Below are 13333 nucleotides of genomic sequence, written 5' to 3'. Positions count from 1 at the left end.
GCGGCTGCTTGTCACGCGAGGCCGGCCATTGCGGCCTCGCGTGATTGGCCGTCGAAGTTCAGAGCTGGCCGAGAATATGAGCCGCGCCGGACTCGTCGACGCCGGGTTTGGTCTCGACATTGAGCGCGGTAACCTTGCCGTCGTCGATAATCATCGAAAACCGCTTCGAGCGCAGGCCCATGCCGCCACCGGAATAGTCGGCGTCGAGGCCGACCGCCTTGGCGAAATCGCCATTGCCGTCGGCGAGGAACAGGATCTTGCCTTCGCCGCCGGTGAAGCGCGCCCAGGCGCCCATGACGTGGACGTCGTTGACCGAAACGACGGCGATGGTGTCGACGCCGCGCGCCAGGATCGCGTCATGGTTCTCGAGATAGCCGGGCAGGTGGTTGTTGCTGCAGGTCGGCGTGAAGGCGCCGGGAACGCCGAACAGCACCACTTTCTTGCCCGGAAAAATCTCGGCCGACGTGATCGGCTTGGCGCCGTCCGCGGTCATGGTCTTGAAGGTCGCCTCGGGCAGCTTGTCGCCAACGGAGATGGTCATGAATTCCTCGCTTGGGATGGGGAAAGACGCGTGCTTGCGTAACGAACTCGGCGGCTTCCTGCAACCATCGCGGCGTCTTCAAGGGAAAGGCAGCAACCCTTCGACCGCGCCCGCCGAACTCGTCAACGTGTAGTGAAGCCCGCCGTCGGTCGGCGTCGTCGAGGGGCGATCGAGGATCGGCACGGTGAAGATCAGCTTGCCGTCCTTTTCCGAGCGGGAAGGTGTGCCGAACATATAGTCGCGCTCGCCGGCAACGAAGAAATCCGCTGCTTGCGGATCGCCAGGAAAACTTGCCTCGACAACCAGCGTCTCGTGATCGCCGGGCAGCACCTTGATGCCGAAGTCAGGCTTTGCCGCCGCCGGCAGTGCGGTGAAACTCGCCTTCACCAACGCCGCGTCGTCGGCATTATCGGGATCGGAAGCGGGGTCGACGCTAAGCCGTGTCTGCACGGGGATGCAGATGGATTCACAAATGCCGAGAAAGACGTCGGCATCGATGACCGCTGGCTGGTTCGGCGTCGCCAGCGTGAACGTCACGGGCAAGGAAACCGGATAATTGTAACCGGCCCATTTGCCATAGCCATCATCGTGGCGCTGCGGCGCGGGAAAAGACAGTGTCGCATCGGTTATATTGGTGCTGGCCGAGACGTCGAGCTGCGGCGGCACACCTGCATCGCCCGGGTCGCGCCAATAAGTCTTCCAGCCGGGTTTGAGCGCGATATCGAGAACACCGTGTATGCGGCCAGCGTCGTCCGGCTTGCCGGATGTCACCAGCCGCACCTTGCCGCCTTCGCTGTTGTACCAGGCGGATGAGGAGGCGCTGGCGGGGAGGGCGGCCGCCAATCCAATGGCGGCGCCGAGCAACAGGATTTTCAAGCTTTGCATGGCGGTGATTTGATCGTCCCTTCGTGGCCGCGCAATGATTTCATGGCCGTGCTGATATCATATTTGCGTGACCTTTGCGGGCAAGCCAAGGCCGGACTCGCAATATGAGCTTTGGTCGAATCCGCTACGGCGCATCTTTTCGGCGCCGGGGAAACGCGTTACCTTCCCTGGCATGGATTTGTTGCGCCACAAAAAGACAGCCGCCGGCCGCGGCTTTCTCGACGATCAGTTCCTGATTGCCATGCCTGGTATGAAGGACGACCGTTTCACGCGCTCGGTCATCTACATCTGCGCCCATAGCGATGAAGGCGCGATGGGCCTGATCATCAACCAGACGCAGCAGATGCTGTTCCCGGACCTTCTGGTACAGCTTGGCATCATGAACGAGCAGGAGGCGATCCGCCTGCCGGCACAGGCGCGCGATTTCGTCGTGCGCAATGGCGGGCCTGTCGACCGCAGCCGGGGCTTCGTCCTGCATTCGGGCGACTACCGTGTGGATTCCTCGCTCACCGTTTCCGACGACATCTGCCTGACCGCGACCGTCGACATACTGCGGGCGATATCGTCAGGGCGCGGGCCGCGCCGCGCGCTCATGGCGCTCGGTTATTCCGGCTGGGGCGCCGGCCAGTTGGAAACCGAGATCGCTGAGAACGGCTGGTTGACCTGCCCGGCGACGCCGGAATTGCTGTTCGATGCCGACATCGAACGCAAATACGACCGGATTCTCGCCTCCATCGGCATCGATCTCGCCCATCTCAGCCTGGCCGCCGGGCACGCTTGAGCCTCGTCTTTGCCGGCCAGGGCCCGTTCGCCAGGTAAGGCGCAGCCGGAACGCTGCGCCGTTAGCGCAATCTCATCCCATGGCGGTGCGCGAGAGCTGTTCAGGCTTGGAATTGCGTAAACAGACGAAACCGCGTGTCCGGCTTGTTATCCGCTATGCCGGCTCATAGCCGTACGCTCCGTCCTCACGCATCACGCGGCCGACGCCCGGCCAGCCAAGGTGCGCTCCGGCGATCCATGTTCCGGCCTCGGCCGCGTCGCGGAAAACTTTCTGGCGCGTTGCGCGTGCGATCGCCTGGTCGTCGTCATAACCCCAACTCAACGCAGGATTGCCAAACTGCAAGGCCGGCACATGAACGATGTCCCCGAAGAACAGGAAGCGGGCCTCGTCCGTGTCGAATGCGTAGCCGATGTGACCGGGAGCATGACCCGGCAGGGCAACTGCTCTCAATCGCTCGGCGACCTGGTCGCCATTCCGCACGGGCTTCAACAAGGATCTGAACCGCGCAAGGTTTGTTTCGGCGAGAAAGCTCTCGACAGCCTCCTCGGCAATTACGATCGCTTTCAAATTCGGAAAGAGCCCCCGGTCGTCCGGAGTCAAAAGCCCGTACACATGATCCTGGTGGGCATGGGTGAGCGCCAAGACCGTGATCGAGGCAGGATCGATGCTGGCTTCGACCAGGGTTTGATCGAGGCGTCCTGTTGTTGAGGCCCAGCCGCCTCCTCCACTGTCGATCAGAATGCCGTCAACGCCTGGACCTGCGAGGGCAAAGCAATTGACGGACAGGCGGAGCGCCCCTGCCTGCGCGACTTGCGGCACCGGTTTGTCGCGCGGATCGCGCAGAAGGTCCGCCGGCATCTCAATATAGCCGTCCGAGAGCGACCAGACCCGCCAGGCGCCGGCGGTACAGCCGAGGACGTTATCGCTGCGGAACGTTACGATCATAGAGTACCTCAATCTGCCGTTGCCGATCAAAGCTAGGACAGAGTCACCTATGAGGATAGGCCCGTTGCACAGCAAGGCCTCATGAGTGATATTCATGAATGATGAGAAACGAACTGAACGAACTCGCCGCGTTCGCGATGGTCGCCCGGGAACGAAGCTTTACACGAGCCGCGGCAAAACTAGGCGTGTCTCAATCTGCGCTGAGCCACACTATCCGTGGGCTCGAGCAGCGGCTCGAGCTACGGCTTTTGGCTCGAACGACGAAGAGCGTCGCGCCAACAGCCGCAGGGGCCGCTCTCTTGAAAGACCTGTCTCCGGCGCTTGAGCAAATCGCTGCTGCCCTTGACGGAGCGCGAAGCCTCACGCGGCGCCCTGCGGGGCGCCTTCGAATTGTGATGTCACGCTCGGCCGCCGTAATGGTGCTGCTGCCACGGCTCGCGGCATTCGCGCAGGCCTACCCCGATATCGTTCTCGACGTTGTCACCACGACAGGCCCTGTAGACCTCGTTGCCGGCGAGTTCGATGCCGGTATCCAGCTCGGCGAATATATTCAGAAAGACCTGATCGCGGTACGCGTCACGCCGGAGTTGCGGCTGGCTGTGGTGGGATCGCCTGGTTATTTCTCATCACGAAGAATCCCCCAAAAGCCGAGGGATCTCAAGGATCATCAATGCATAGCCCTGCGTCTTCCAGGTGGTCCATCTCGGTGGGAGTTCGAGCGTGCGAGAAAGTCGGTCACGATCAACGCCAGCGGCTCGCTCATAATCGACGATACTCACCTGGTGATTCAGGCGGCGCTCGCCGGCGTTGGTCTCGGTCTCGCCTATGAAGAGCAAGTCGCGGAGGATATCGCGGAGCGACGGCTTGTCCGCGTCCTGGAGGAATGGACGCCGCCAATCCCAGGCTTTTTCCTGTATTATCCCAGTCGTCAGCTTCAGCCAGCGGCGCTGTCAGCATTGGTCAATGCGCTGCGACTCTCGCAACAATAGTGACGCATGTCGTTGTTCCGGAACCGAGGACACTTCCGGACGACATGCATTAGGCTTGCGTGAGCGGATACTGCTCCTTCAGCGTCTTCAGCACCTGGTCGCCTGGCATCGGCGCGCCGAACATGAAGCTCTGGACATATTCGCATCCCATCTGGCGCAGCTCCAACGCATCGCGCTCGTCCGATATGCCCTCGGCGACCACCGAAAGGCCGAGCTCATGCGCCATGTTGACCATGGATTTGAGCAACACCGCGCGTTTTGGCGTGCTGTCGTCGACGAAGCTCTTGTCGATCTTGATGGTGTCGAACGGGAACCGCGTCAGATAGGCGAGCGATGAATAGCCGGTGCCGAAATCGTCCAGCGACAGGCCGATGCCGAGCTGCTTGAGCTTGGTCAGCACATGGGCCGTCTGCTCGGGATTGTCCATGACCAGCGACTCGGTCAGTTCGAGCCGGAAGCAGCGCGGCTTCAAATTGGCGCGCGCGATCACGGAACGCACGTCGCTGACCAGGTCGCGGCGGATGAGCTGGCGGCTGGACAGGTTGACCGACACCGACAGCGGCGCGTCGCCGATCTGCTTTTGCCATCCTGCCAGATCCTCAGCCGCCTGCTGCATGGCAAACAGCCCAAGTTGCACGATCAGCCCGCAGCTTTCCGCGACCGGAATGAAATCGGCCGGCGGGATCATGCCGCGGCGCGGATGGTCCCAGCGCAGCAGGGCCTCGAAGCCGGCGACGCTGCCATCCTCGAGCCGAACGATCGGCTGGTAGGCCAGCGTGAATTCGCGCCGCTCGATGGCGCGCCGCAGATCGGATTCGAACTGCAGGCGATCGGTGCCGACGGTGCGGAACGCCGGGCGGAACGGCTCGATCCTGTCGCCGCCGAAGCGCTTGGCCTGGTGCATGGCGAGCTCGGCGTCCTTGACCATGTCCTCGGCCGAGGTTTGCGCCGAGGTCCAGGTGATCAGGCCGATCGAGGCGGTCAGCACGATCTCGCGCTTGGCAAAGGTGATCGGATTGTTGATCGCATGCTTGATCGCATCGGCCACGCCGGCGATGCGGGCAGGGTCCTGCTCGGACAAAAGCATCAGGGCGAACTGGTCGCCGGCGAAGCGCGACAGCGAATCCTTCGGCTTGAGCAGCCGGTGCAGGCGGCGCGCTATGGTGAGCAGGATGGTGTCGCCGGCCGAAATGCCGAGCCCGTCATTGACCTGCTTGAAGCGGTCGATATCGATGACGAAGACGGTCGGCCGCACCTTCTCTTCGGTGCGGGCGATCGAAATGATCGCCTCCAGCCGGTTCATGAACAATTCGCGGTTTGGCAGGCCGGTCAGATTGTCGTGCACGGCGTCGTGCAGCAGCCGTTCCTCGGATTTCTTCTGTTCGGTGACGTCGACCATGGTACCGACGCAGCGGATCACCTCGCCGTCCGATCCGATGACGGGTCGCGCGCGCAGGGCAAACCAGTGATAGTGCCCATCGGCGCCACGCAGGCGGAAATTCTGCGACACCCGGCCGCGGCGATGTTCCAGCACCACATCGAGCGTGGTGCGGAATGTGTCGCGGTCGTCGGCATGCAACACCGGCAGCCAGTTGCGGGCGGCACCACCCAGGCTGTTGGGCGCAAGGCCGAGCTGGATGCTGACGTCGGGTTTGGTCACCACGCGGTCGCGCAGCACGTCCCAATCCCACACCGTATCGCCCGATCCCGCGACCGCCAGCGCCTGCCGCTCGAGGTCGGAGAACAGCCCCTGATGCAGCGCACCGCCAGCAAAGGCGTGCTGCATGACGGTGAAGCCGATCAGCAGGATGATGAGGATCAAGCCGCCGCCAAGTGCCGGCTGGGCGATGTCGTTATCGAGCATGCCGGTGATCGCCATCCACGATCCGCATAACCACAACAGCACCATGACCCAGCTGGGCACCAGCATGATCGCTCGGTCATAGCCACGAATACCGAGGAAGATGATCAAGCCGAGCCCGGTCAGTGCGGTCGCGGCAAACGAGATGCGGGCGATGCCGGCGGCGACCGCCGGATCGACGATTGCGACGCCGGCGATCAGCAGCAGCCCCAGAATCCAGACCAGGGCGCCGTAGCTGAAATGGCCGTGCCATCGGTTGAGGTTGAGATAGGCAAACAGGAACACCACGAAGGTCGCTGCCAGCGCCACCTCGGTGCCGGCCCGCCACATCTGCTCGTTGCCGGGCGAGATCTCGATGACCTTGTTGAGGAAGCCGAAATCGACACAGATATAGGCAAGCACCGCCCAGGCGAGGGCCGCCGTCGCCGGGAACATCGACGTCCCCTTGACCACGAACAGGATGGTCAGGAACAGCGCCAGAAGGCCGGCGATGCCGATGACGATGCCGCGAAACAGCGTATAGGAATTGACCGAATCCTTGTAGGATTCCGGATCCCAGAGGTAGACCTGCGGCAGCTTCGGCGAGGCGAGTTCGGCGATGAAGGTGATCACCGTGCCGGGATTCAGCGTCACCCGGAACACGTCGGCGTCGGGGCTGGTCTGGCGGTCGAGCGCGAAGCCTTCGCTGGGCGTGATGGCGGCGATGCGGGTAGAACCCAGATCCGGCCAGAAGATGCCGGAATTGACCAGCCGGAAGTGCGGCGCCACGATCAGCCGATCGAGTTGCTGGTCGGTGGTGTTGGCGAGCGCGAAGACAGCCCAGTCGCCGGTCGAGCGGGCATCGTTGGCTTCGACCTCGATCCGCCGCACGATGCCGTCCGGCCCGGGCGCGGTCGACACCTGGAAGTTCTCACCCTGGTTGCGGTAGATTTCGACGGCGCGCGAAAGATCGAGCGCGACATCGTCACGGGCGATCTTGATGGGTTCTACGGCAAAGGCCGACGAAGCCGCGCACAGCGTCAGCATCGTCGCCAGAAGAAAGGCGAACAGCGGCCCGTTTCGCAGGGAATTCGTCAAAAATCAGTCCTTCGTTCCAGCGCCCGGCGGATCGTCGGCGATCCGGGCGTAGAGGTAGTGATCCTGCCAGATGCCGTTGATCCTGAGATAGGATCGCAGAAGTCCTTCGCGCCGGAATCCGGCTTTTTCAAGCACGCGGATCGACCTGATATTGTCGGGAATACAGGCGGCTTCGATCCGGTGCAACCTCAGCGTATCGAAGGCGAAGCGGGCCACCACCTTGACCGCGTCTGTCATCAGGCCGCGGCCGCCGAAGCGCTCGCCGATCCAGTAGCCGACATGGCCGCTTTGCGAGACGCCGTGGCGTATGTTGCCGAGCGTGATGCCGCCCGCGAGCTTGCCGCTCGACTTCTCGAAGATGAAGAAGGCGATCGCGGTTCCCTGTGCGTAGTCCTCGCGATAGCGGCTGATGCGCAGGCGCCATGCCGTGCGGTCGAGTTCGTCCGGGGTCCAGCGCGGCTCCCATGGCTCCAGGAACGCCCGGCTTTCGCCGCGCACCGCCGACCACTCGCGGTAGTCGTTGGTGAACGGCACGCGCAGCGTGACGAGGTTGCCCTTCAGTGCCGGCAGGTCACGGCGAAAGAAAGGGAGCGCGAACACGGCGCTTGGGACTTAGACGGCGAGCCTGCGGGCCGTGGTCTGCGTGCCCGGAAGCGAATCGAGGATCGCCTCGTATGGTGCCAGCGTACCCACGGGCCCGACAGCGGTAAGCGTCGGCTTGGTCGAGAACATCCGCGACGACAGGTCGGTAAGGCGCTCGATCGTCAGCGCCGCCAGGCGCTCCATCAGCTCTTCCTTCGCGATCGGCCTGCCGAAAAGGAGTAGTTGCCGCGCGATCTGCGAGGCGCGGCTGGCCGGGCTTTCGGCCGACATGATCAGGCCGGCCCGATATTGGGCGCGCGCACGGTCGAGCTCTTCCTGCAGGATGCTCTCGCCGGCCTTCTGCAACTCGTCGATGATGACAGGCACCAGCTTGGCGATGTCGCTTTGGCCCGTCGCGGCGTGAACGCCGAATATGCCCGTATCGGAAAAGCCCCAGTGGAAGGCGTAGACCGAGTAACAGAGGCCGCGTTTTTCGCGGACCTCCTGGAACAGACGCGATGACATGCCGCCGCCGAGGATCATCGACAGCACCTGCGAGGCGTAGAAATCCCGCACATGGTAGGCGCGGCCCTCGAAGCCCAGCACGATCTGCGCGTCCATCAGGTCGCGGTCCTCGCGGAAGTCGCCGCCGACATATTGCGCGTATTGCGGAATGGTGCTGTCGGCCTTGCTGCGGAAACCGCCGAGCCGGTTTTCGACCTCGCGCACGAACTTGTCGTGCTTGATGTCGCCTGCGGCCACGATCACCATGCGCTCGGCGCCATACTGGCGTTCGATGAAATCGTGCAACTGCTTGGAGGTGAAGGATTTTACCGTTTCGGGCGTACCCAGGATCGAGCGGCCGATGGTCTGGTGGCGAAAGGCCGTCTCGGTGAAACGGTCGAAGACGATGTCGTCGGGCGTGTCGTGCGCGGCGCCGATCTCCTGCAGGATGACGTGCTGCTCGCGCTCAAGTTCCTGCGGGTCGAATTCGGACTCCTGCAGAATGTCGGACAGGATGTCGACGGCCAGCGGCACATCGTCGGAGAGCACCCTGGCGTAGTAGGACGTGGTCTCGACGCTGGTGGCCGCATTGATCTCGCCGCCGACGTCCTCGATTTCCGAGGCGATCTCGAAGGCGCTTCGCCGCTTCGTCCCCTTGAACGCCATGTGCTCGAGCAGATGGGCCATGCCGTGCTCGTCTTCGCGTTCATTGCGGGCACCCGACTTGACCCAGGCACCCAAGGCAACCGATTCGATACTTGGAAGGGTTTCGGTGGCGACTGTCAGGCCGTTCGACAGACGGCTTACCTCAACACCCATATGGCTCGTACTCCCTAACGCGCCGCCCGCGCGCGGCGACTGACGTAATCTTCCACCATTTTGAGGTCGGATGGAAGTACCGTGTATTTTTCCTCGAATGTCATCAATCCCCCTAGCCATGCGGGCAGGGCGGGCGAGACACCGCTGGCGGCTTCGACGGCGGCCGGGAATTTCGCCGGATGGGCGGTGCCGAGCACCACCATCGGCACGGCGCCCGCAGCCCTGGCCGCCGCCACATGCATGGCTGCCGCCGTATGTGGATCGAGCAGGTAGTTGCTGTTTGCCAGCGTCGAGCGGATGGTGGCGGCGACCTCGTCCATATCGGCGCGGCCGGCGTCGAATTCGGTTCGCATACCGGCGATTTCCGCGGCTTCGATGGTGAAGGCGCCCGATTGTTTGAGGCCGGCCATGTAGCGCCGCACCGTTGCGGGGTCGCGGTTTGACGCCTCGAAAAGCAGGCGTTCGAAGTTCGACGAAACCTGAATGTCCATCGACGGCGAGGTGGTCGCAAAGACCCCTTTGGTCCGGTATTCGCCGGTCGCGAAGGTGCGTGCCAATATGTCGTTGTCGTTGGTGGCGATGACCAGCCGGTCGATCGGCAGGCCCATCTTCTTGGCGGCGTAGCCGGCGAAGATATCGCCGAAATTCCCGGTCGGCACGGTGAAGGAGACCGGCCTATCCGGCGCGCCGAGCGACAATGCCGAGGAGAAATAATAGACGATCTGGGCCATGATGCGTGCCCAGTTGATCGAATTGACCCCCGACAGCGACACCTGGTCGCGGAAGCCGTGATCGTTGAACATGTCCTTCAGCAGGCCCTGGCAGTCGTCGAAATTGCCCTCGATCGCCAGCGCATGGACATTTTCAGCCTTCGACGTCGTCATCTGCCGCTGCTGCACCGGCGAGACGCGACCATGCGGAAAAAGGATGAAGATGTCGGTGCGGCTGCGCCCGGCAAAGGCGTCTATGGCCGCGCCACCGGTATCGCCCGACGTGGCGCCGACGATGGTGGCGTGCTGGTCGCGTTCGGCAAGCACATGGTCCATCAGCCGGGCAAGCAACTGCATCGCCACGTCCTTGAACGCCAGTGTCGGACCATGAAAGAGTTCGAGGACAAAAGTGTTGGCGCCGGTCTGCACCAGCGGGCAGACGGCCTCATGGCGGAAGGTGGCATAGGCTTCGCGGACCAGGCGCTCGAAGACCGGCGCGGCGATCTCGCCGCCCAGGAACGGCATCAGCACGCGTATGGCCAGGTCGGGATAGGCGAGGCCGCGCATGGCTCGGATCTCGGATGGCGAGAAATGCGGCCATTCGCGCGGCACGTAGAGGCCGCCATCGCGCGCCAGGCCCGCCAGGATGGCGTCGGAAAATCCAAGCGCGGGCGCTTCACCGCGGGTGCTCACATAATGCATGTCACAGATCCGTTTGCCGCCTGTTTTTCCGTTCACCACAAGGTGGTTAATTTCTGCACCGGCTCTAGTCGCATTTTTGCCGCGCGGTTGATATACGTCACCAGCTTTGCGAGAGGGAAGTGCAGTTTCATGGCGTTTCGTATATCAAGTGGTCGCTTTTTGGCGGGTCTTGCGCTCACCGGCTTTATGCTTGCCGCCGCGGGCTGCCAATCAGGCGACAATGGCATCCTGAACCTCGGTTTCGGCAAGAAGGATCCGACGGCGCCACCCCCGCCGCAGGACCCCAAGGTGCTGGCCAGCCAGCTGAACGCCTATTGCCCAAGGGTGACGGTGCGCGACGGCACGGCCTTCTTCAATACCTATGTCAACGAGGTGCAGAAGCCCAAGCCGAAGCTCAAAAAGACCGGCGATGCCGCTGCGGATGCCGCGGCCCAGGCCGCCGCTGACGCCGCTGCTGCTACGCCGCCCGACGATTCGGCGAGGATCATTTATCAGGCGTCGATCAGCGACGTGACCCGCGATTGCAGCCGTGCCGACGGACAACTGACGATGAAGATCGCGGTTGCCGGCAAGATCGTGCCAGGACCGAAATTCACGCCCGGCACCATCACCATGCCGATCCGCACCGCGGTCATGCATGGCACTGACGTGCTTTATTCGCAGATCCACCAGTATCAGGTTCAGGTGACCGATCCCTCGGTCGCCACCCAGTTTGTCTTCACCGATTCCAATGTGGTCGTACCGGCGCCGACGGCGCAGGACTATCAAGCCTATGCCGGTTACGACGAAACCGCGCCGAAGGCGACGACCGACAAGCCGAGGAAGAAGACCCACAGGAAGAAGACGGCCGCGACGAACTAGGCGGCTGTCGGCCTGGCGTGCCTCCAGCCGGACGCACGCATCTCAGGCATCCGCCGACCACTCCGACAGAGCGGCAATGACACTCTTCAGTTCCGCCCAGCGGCGGATCACCGTCTCGGCACCGGCCTCTGTCAAGGCGTCGGCATGGCCGGGATAGCTGTGGCTGGCGCCCGTAAAGCCGATCACGCGCATGCCGGCGGCCTTGGCGCCGGTGACGCCGTGCACGGAATCCTCGATGACGAAGGTGTTCGCCGGGTTGACGCCGAGCTTTTCGGCGGCATGCAGGAACACGTCTGGAGCCGGCTTGGTCTTTCCGGTCGGCGTTTCCATCGCCGAGAAGATGCGCCCGGCGAAGAACGGCAACAGATGCACCTTCTCCAGCATGAACTCGATCCGCTCCGAACGTGAGTTGGAGCAGACGCAGCGTTGCGACGTGACCGAGGCGACCGCTTCGCGCACGCCTTCGATGGCGCGCACGTCGCTGCGCAGTTTGCGGTCGACCAGTTCCTCGGCGCGGTCGATCAGCGACACCTGGAACGGGATTTTGGACTTCTCCTCGATTCGTATCAGTATGTCCTTGAAGGTCAGGCCGGCATAGGTCTCGGCAATCTCCTCCGCCGAGATTTCGTATCCGGCCAGGGTTATCAGTTCAGCTTCGACCCGCGCGGCGATGATTTCGGAATCGACGAGCACGCCGTCGCAATCGAAGATGACAAGGTCTGGCTGGGGCATGGTGATCCGGACGATGGAGGGTGGAGGAATGGCCGCTCAGGGCTCAAGCGGCGCGGCATACACCAATGGACACGGCTTCGCAAACTCCTCCACGGCATCGATAAAGCTTCACCGAATATTTACGCTGATCGGTAACCATAACGGGCAGTAAACAGTAACGCGTGCCTTGGGTGTAAAAATGTCAGCCGTGCGTCTTCTCGACGAGCTCTCCCACGCTCCCCAGCAATCCGAATGGCTGGACACGATCCTGAAAGGCGACTGCGTCGCGGCGCTCGACCGCCTGCCGGAAAAGTCGATCGACGTCATCTTTGCCGATCCGCCCTACAATCTGCAGCTCGACGGCGACCTGCACCGTCCCGACCAGTCCAAGGTCGATGCGGTCGACGACGACTGGGACCAGTTCGAGAGCTTCGAAGCCTATGACGCTTTCACCCGCGCCTGGCTGCTGGCGGCACGCCGCGTGCTGAAGCCCAACGGCACCATCTGGGTCATTGGCTCCTATCACAACATCTTCCGCGTCGGGGCCAAGATGCAGGATCTCGGCTTCTGGATTCTCAACGACGTGGTCTGGCGCAAGACCAATCCGATGCCGAATTTTCGCGGCCGCCGCTTCCAGAACGCGCATGAGACGATGATCTGGGCTTCGCGTGACCAGAAGGGCAAGGGCTATACCTTCAACTACGAAGCGCTGAAGGCGTCGAACGACGATATCCAGATGCGCTCCGACTGGCTGTTCCCGATCTGCACCGGCGGCGAGCGCCTGAAGAATGAGAATGGCGACAAGCTGCATCCGACTCAAAAGCCCGAGGCGCTGCTTGCCCGTATCATGATGGCCTCGACCAAGCCGGGTGACGTCGTGCTCGACCCGTTCTTCGGCTCCGGTACGACAGGCGCGGTTGCCAAGCGCCTCGGGCGTCACTTCGTCGGCATCGAGCGCGAGCAGGCCTATATCGACGCCGCCAATGAGCGCATCGATGCGGTGCGGCCACTCGACGAGGCGGATCTCACCGTGCTCACCGGCAAGCGCGCGGAGCCGCGCGTCGCCTTCGTCAGCCTGATCGACACCGGGCTGATGACGCCCGGCGCCACGCTCTATGACGCCAAGAAGCGCTGGGCCGCCAAGGTTCGCGCCGATGGGACCGTCGCGATCGGCGACAGCGCCGGCTCGATCCACAAGATCGGCGCCGAGGTGCAGGGATTGGACGCCTGCAACGGCTGGACCTTCTGGCATTATGAGCGCAGCGGCGGGCTTACCCCCATCGACGAACTGCGCCGCATCGCCCGGCTTGGCATGGAACGGGCAGGGGGCTGAGCTCTGCCGCCTGCCTCATATTTATTGATTCA

12 protein-coding genes are annotated in these 13333 nt (G+C 63.0%); 4 read left to right on the top strand and 8 right to left on the bottom strand.

Going from position 1 to position 13333, the window contains the following annotated elements; all coding sequences use genetic code 11:
- Positions 1-58 precede the first annotated feature (58 nt).
- Together LB516_RS11750 and LB516_RS11745 are read right to left on the bottom strand one after the other, a co-directional pair.
- Complete coding sequence (locus LB516_RS11750; RefSeq protein ID WP_015318782.1) at positions 59-541, bottom strand: peroxiredoxin; 483 nt, start codon at positions 539-541, stop codon at positions 59-61.
- Positions 542-619: 78 nt separating this feature from the next.
- Complete coding sequence (locus LB516_RS11745) at positions 620-1426, bottom strand: protein-disulfide reductase DsbD domain-containing protein (protein ID WP_140791893.1); 807 nt, start codon at positions 1424-1426, stop codon at positions 620-622.
- 172 nt (positions 1427-1598) lie between these two features.
- Here LB516_RS11745 and LB516_RS11740 point away from each other — a divergent pair, with 172 nt between their 5' ends.
- On the top strand, positions 1599-2207 hold the full coding sequence (locus LB516_RS11740) for a YqgE/AlgH family protein (protein WP_015318780.1): 609 nt from the start codon (positions 1599-1601) through the stop codon (positions 2205-2207).
- 153 nt (positions 2208-2360) lie between these two features.
- On the opposite strand, the gene LB516_RS11735 is transcribed toward LB516_RS11740, so the two are convergent.
- On the bottom strand, positions 2361-3152 hold the full coding sequence (locus LB516_RS11735; RefSeq protein WP_224719596.1) for an MBL fold metallo-hydrolase: 792 nt from the start codon (positions 3150-3152) through the stop codon (positions 2361-2363).
- Positions 3153-3250: 98 nt separating this feature from the next.
- Here LB516_RS11735 and LB516_RS11730 point away from each other — a divergent pair, with 98 nt between their 5' ends.
- Positions 3251-4141, top strand: a complete 891-nt coding sequence (locus tag LB516_RS11730; RefSeq protein WP_224719595.1) for a LysR family transcriptional regulator — start codon at positions 3251-3253, stop codon at positions 4139-4141.
- 49 nt (positions 4142-4190) lie between these two features.
- Here LB516_RS11730 and LB516_RS11725 read toward each other — a convergent pair whose 3' ends face one another.
- The 4 genes from LB516_RS11725 to thrC are packed head-to-tail and all read right to left on the bottom strand — an operon-like array spanning position 4191 to position 10396.
- Positions 4191-7079: an EAL domain-containing protein gene (locus LB516_RS11725; protein ID WP_140617282.1), complete on the bottom strand. Its 2889-nt coding sequence runs from the start codon at positions 7077-7079 to the stop codon at positions 4191-4193.
- Positions 7080-7082: 3 nt separating this feature from the next.
- Positions 7083-7679 carry a GNAT family N-acetyltransferase gene (locus tag LB516_RS11720; protein ID WP_140661409.1) on the bottom strand — a complete coding sequence of 199 codons (597 nt, stop codon included), beginning with the start codon at positions 7677-7679 and terminating at the stop codon, positions 7083-7085.
- Between the two features lie 12 nt (positions 7680-7691).
- Positions 7692-8984 (bottom strand): M16 family metallopeptidase, encoded by a 1293-nt coding sequence (locus LB516_RS11715; RefSeq protein ID WP_140617280.1) that lies wholly within the window; start codon positions 8982-8984, stop codon positions 7692-7694.
- Between the two features lie 14 nt (positions 8985-8998).
- On the bottom strand, positions 8999-10396 hold the full coding sequence (thrC, locus tag LB516_RS11710) for a threonine synthase (protein ID WP_224719594.1): 1398 nt from the start codon (positions 10394-10396) through the stop codon (positions 8999-9001).
- Between the two features lie 129 nt (positions 10397-10525).
- Here thrC and LB516_RS11705 point away from each other — a divergent pair, with 129 nt between their 5' ends.
- Complete coding sequence (locus LB516_RS11705) at positions 10526-11257, top strand: hypothetical protein (RefSeq protein WP_140661407.1); 732 nt, start codon at positions 10526-10528, stop codon at positions 11255-11257.
- A 42-nt stretch (positions 11258-11299) separates the two neighbouring features.
- On the opposite strand, the gene LB516_RS11700 is transcribed toward LB516_RS11705, so the two are convergent.
- Positions 11300-11989 carry an HAD family hydrolase gene (locus LB516_RS11700; protein ID WP_140617277.1) on the bottom strand — a complete coding sequence of 230 codons (690 nt, stop codon included), beginning with the start codon at positions 11987-11989 and terminating at the stop codon, positions 11300-11302.
- A 178-nt stretch (positions 11990-12167) separates the two neighbouring features.
- Here LB516_RS11700 and LB516_RS11695 point away from each other — a divergent pair, with 178 nt between their 5' ends.
- On the top strand, positions 12168-13301 hold the full coding sequence (locus LB516_RS11695; protein ID WP_140617276.1) for a site-specific DNA-methyltransferase: 1134 nt from the start codon (positions 12168-12170) through the stop codon (positions 13299-13301).
- The last annotated feature ends 32 nt before the right edge of the window (positions 13302-13333 follow it).

Source organism: Mesorhizobium sp. CO1-1-7 (assembly GCF_020164885.1).
Lineage (GTDB): Bacteria > Pseudomonadota > Alphaproteobacteria > Rhizobiales > Rhizobiaceae > Mesorhizobium > Mesorhizobium australicum.
The sequence above is the reverse complement of the archived record's forward strand: the minus strand, read 5'-3'. Positions and strand labels throughout refer to the sequence as shown.

Excerpts from the sequence above, each read along its gene's own strand:
- LB516_RS11705 (WP_140661407.1), top strand. The coding sequence starts at position 10,526 with ATGGCGTTTCGTATATCAAGTGGTCGCTTTTTGGCGGGTCTTGCGCTC.
- thrC (WP_224719594.1), bottom strand. The coding sequence starts at position 10,396 with ATGCATTATGTGAGCACCCGCGGTGAAGCGCCCGCGCTTGGATTTTCC.
- LB516_RS11730 (WP_224719595.1), top strand. The coding sequence starts at position 3,251 with ATGATGAGAAACGAACTGAACGAACTCGCCGCGTTCGCGATGGTCGCC.
- LB516_RS11715 (WP_140617280.1), bottom strand. The coding sequence starts at position 8,984 with ATGGGTGTTGAGGTAAGCCGTCTGTCGAACGGCCTGACAGTCGCCACC.
- LB516_RS11700 (WP_140617277.1), bottom strand. The coding sequence starts at position 11,989 with ATGCCCCAGCCAGACCTTGTCATCTTCGATTGCGACGGCGTGCTCGTC.
- LB516_RS11750 (WP_015318782.1), bottom strand. The coding sequence starts at position 541 with ATGACCATCTCCGTTGGCGACAAGCTGCCCGAGGCGACCTTCAAGACC.
- LB516_RS11695 (WP_140617276.1), top strand. The coding sequence starts at position 12,168 with ATGTCAGCCGTGCGTCTTCTCGACGAGCTCTCCCACGCTCCCCAGCAA.
- LB516_RS11735 (WP_224719596.1), bottom strand. The coding sequence starts at position 3,152 with ATGATCGTAACGTTCCGCAGCGATAACGTCCTCGGCTGTACCGCCGGC.
- LB516_RS11740 (WP_015318780.1), top strand. The coding sequence starts at position 1,599 with ATGGATTTGTTGCGCCACAAAAAGACAGCCGCCGGCCGCGGCTTTCTC.
- LB516_RS11745 (WP_140791893.1), bottom strand. The coding sequence starts at position 1,426 with ATGCAAAGCTTGAAAATCCTGTTGCTCGGCGCCGCCATTGGATTGGCG.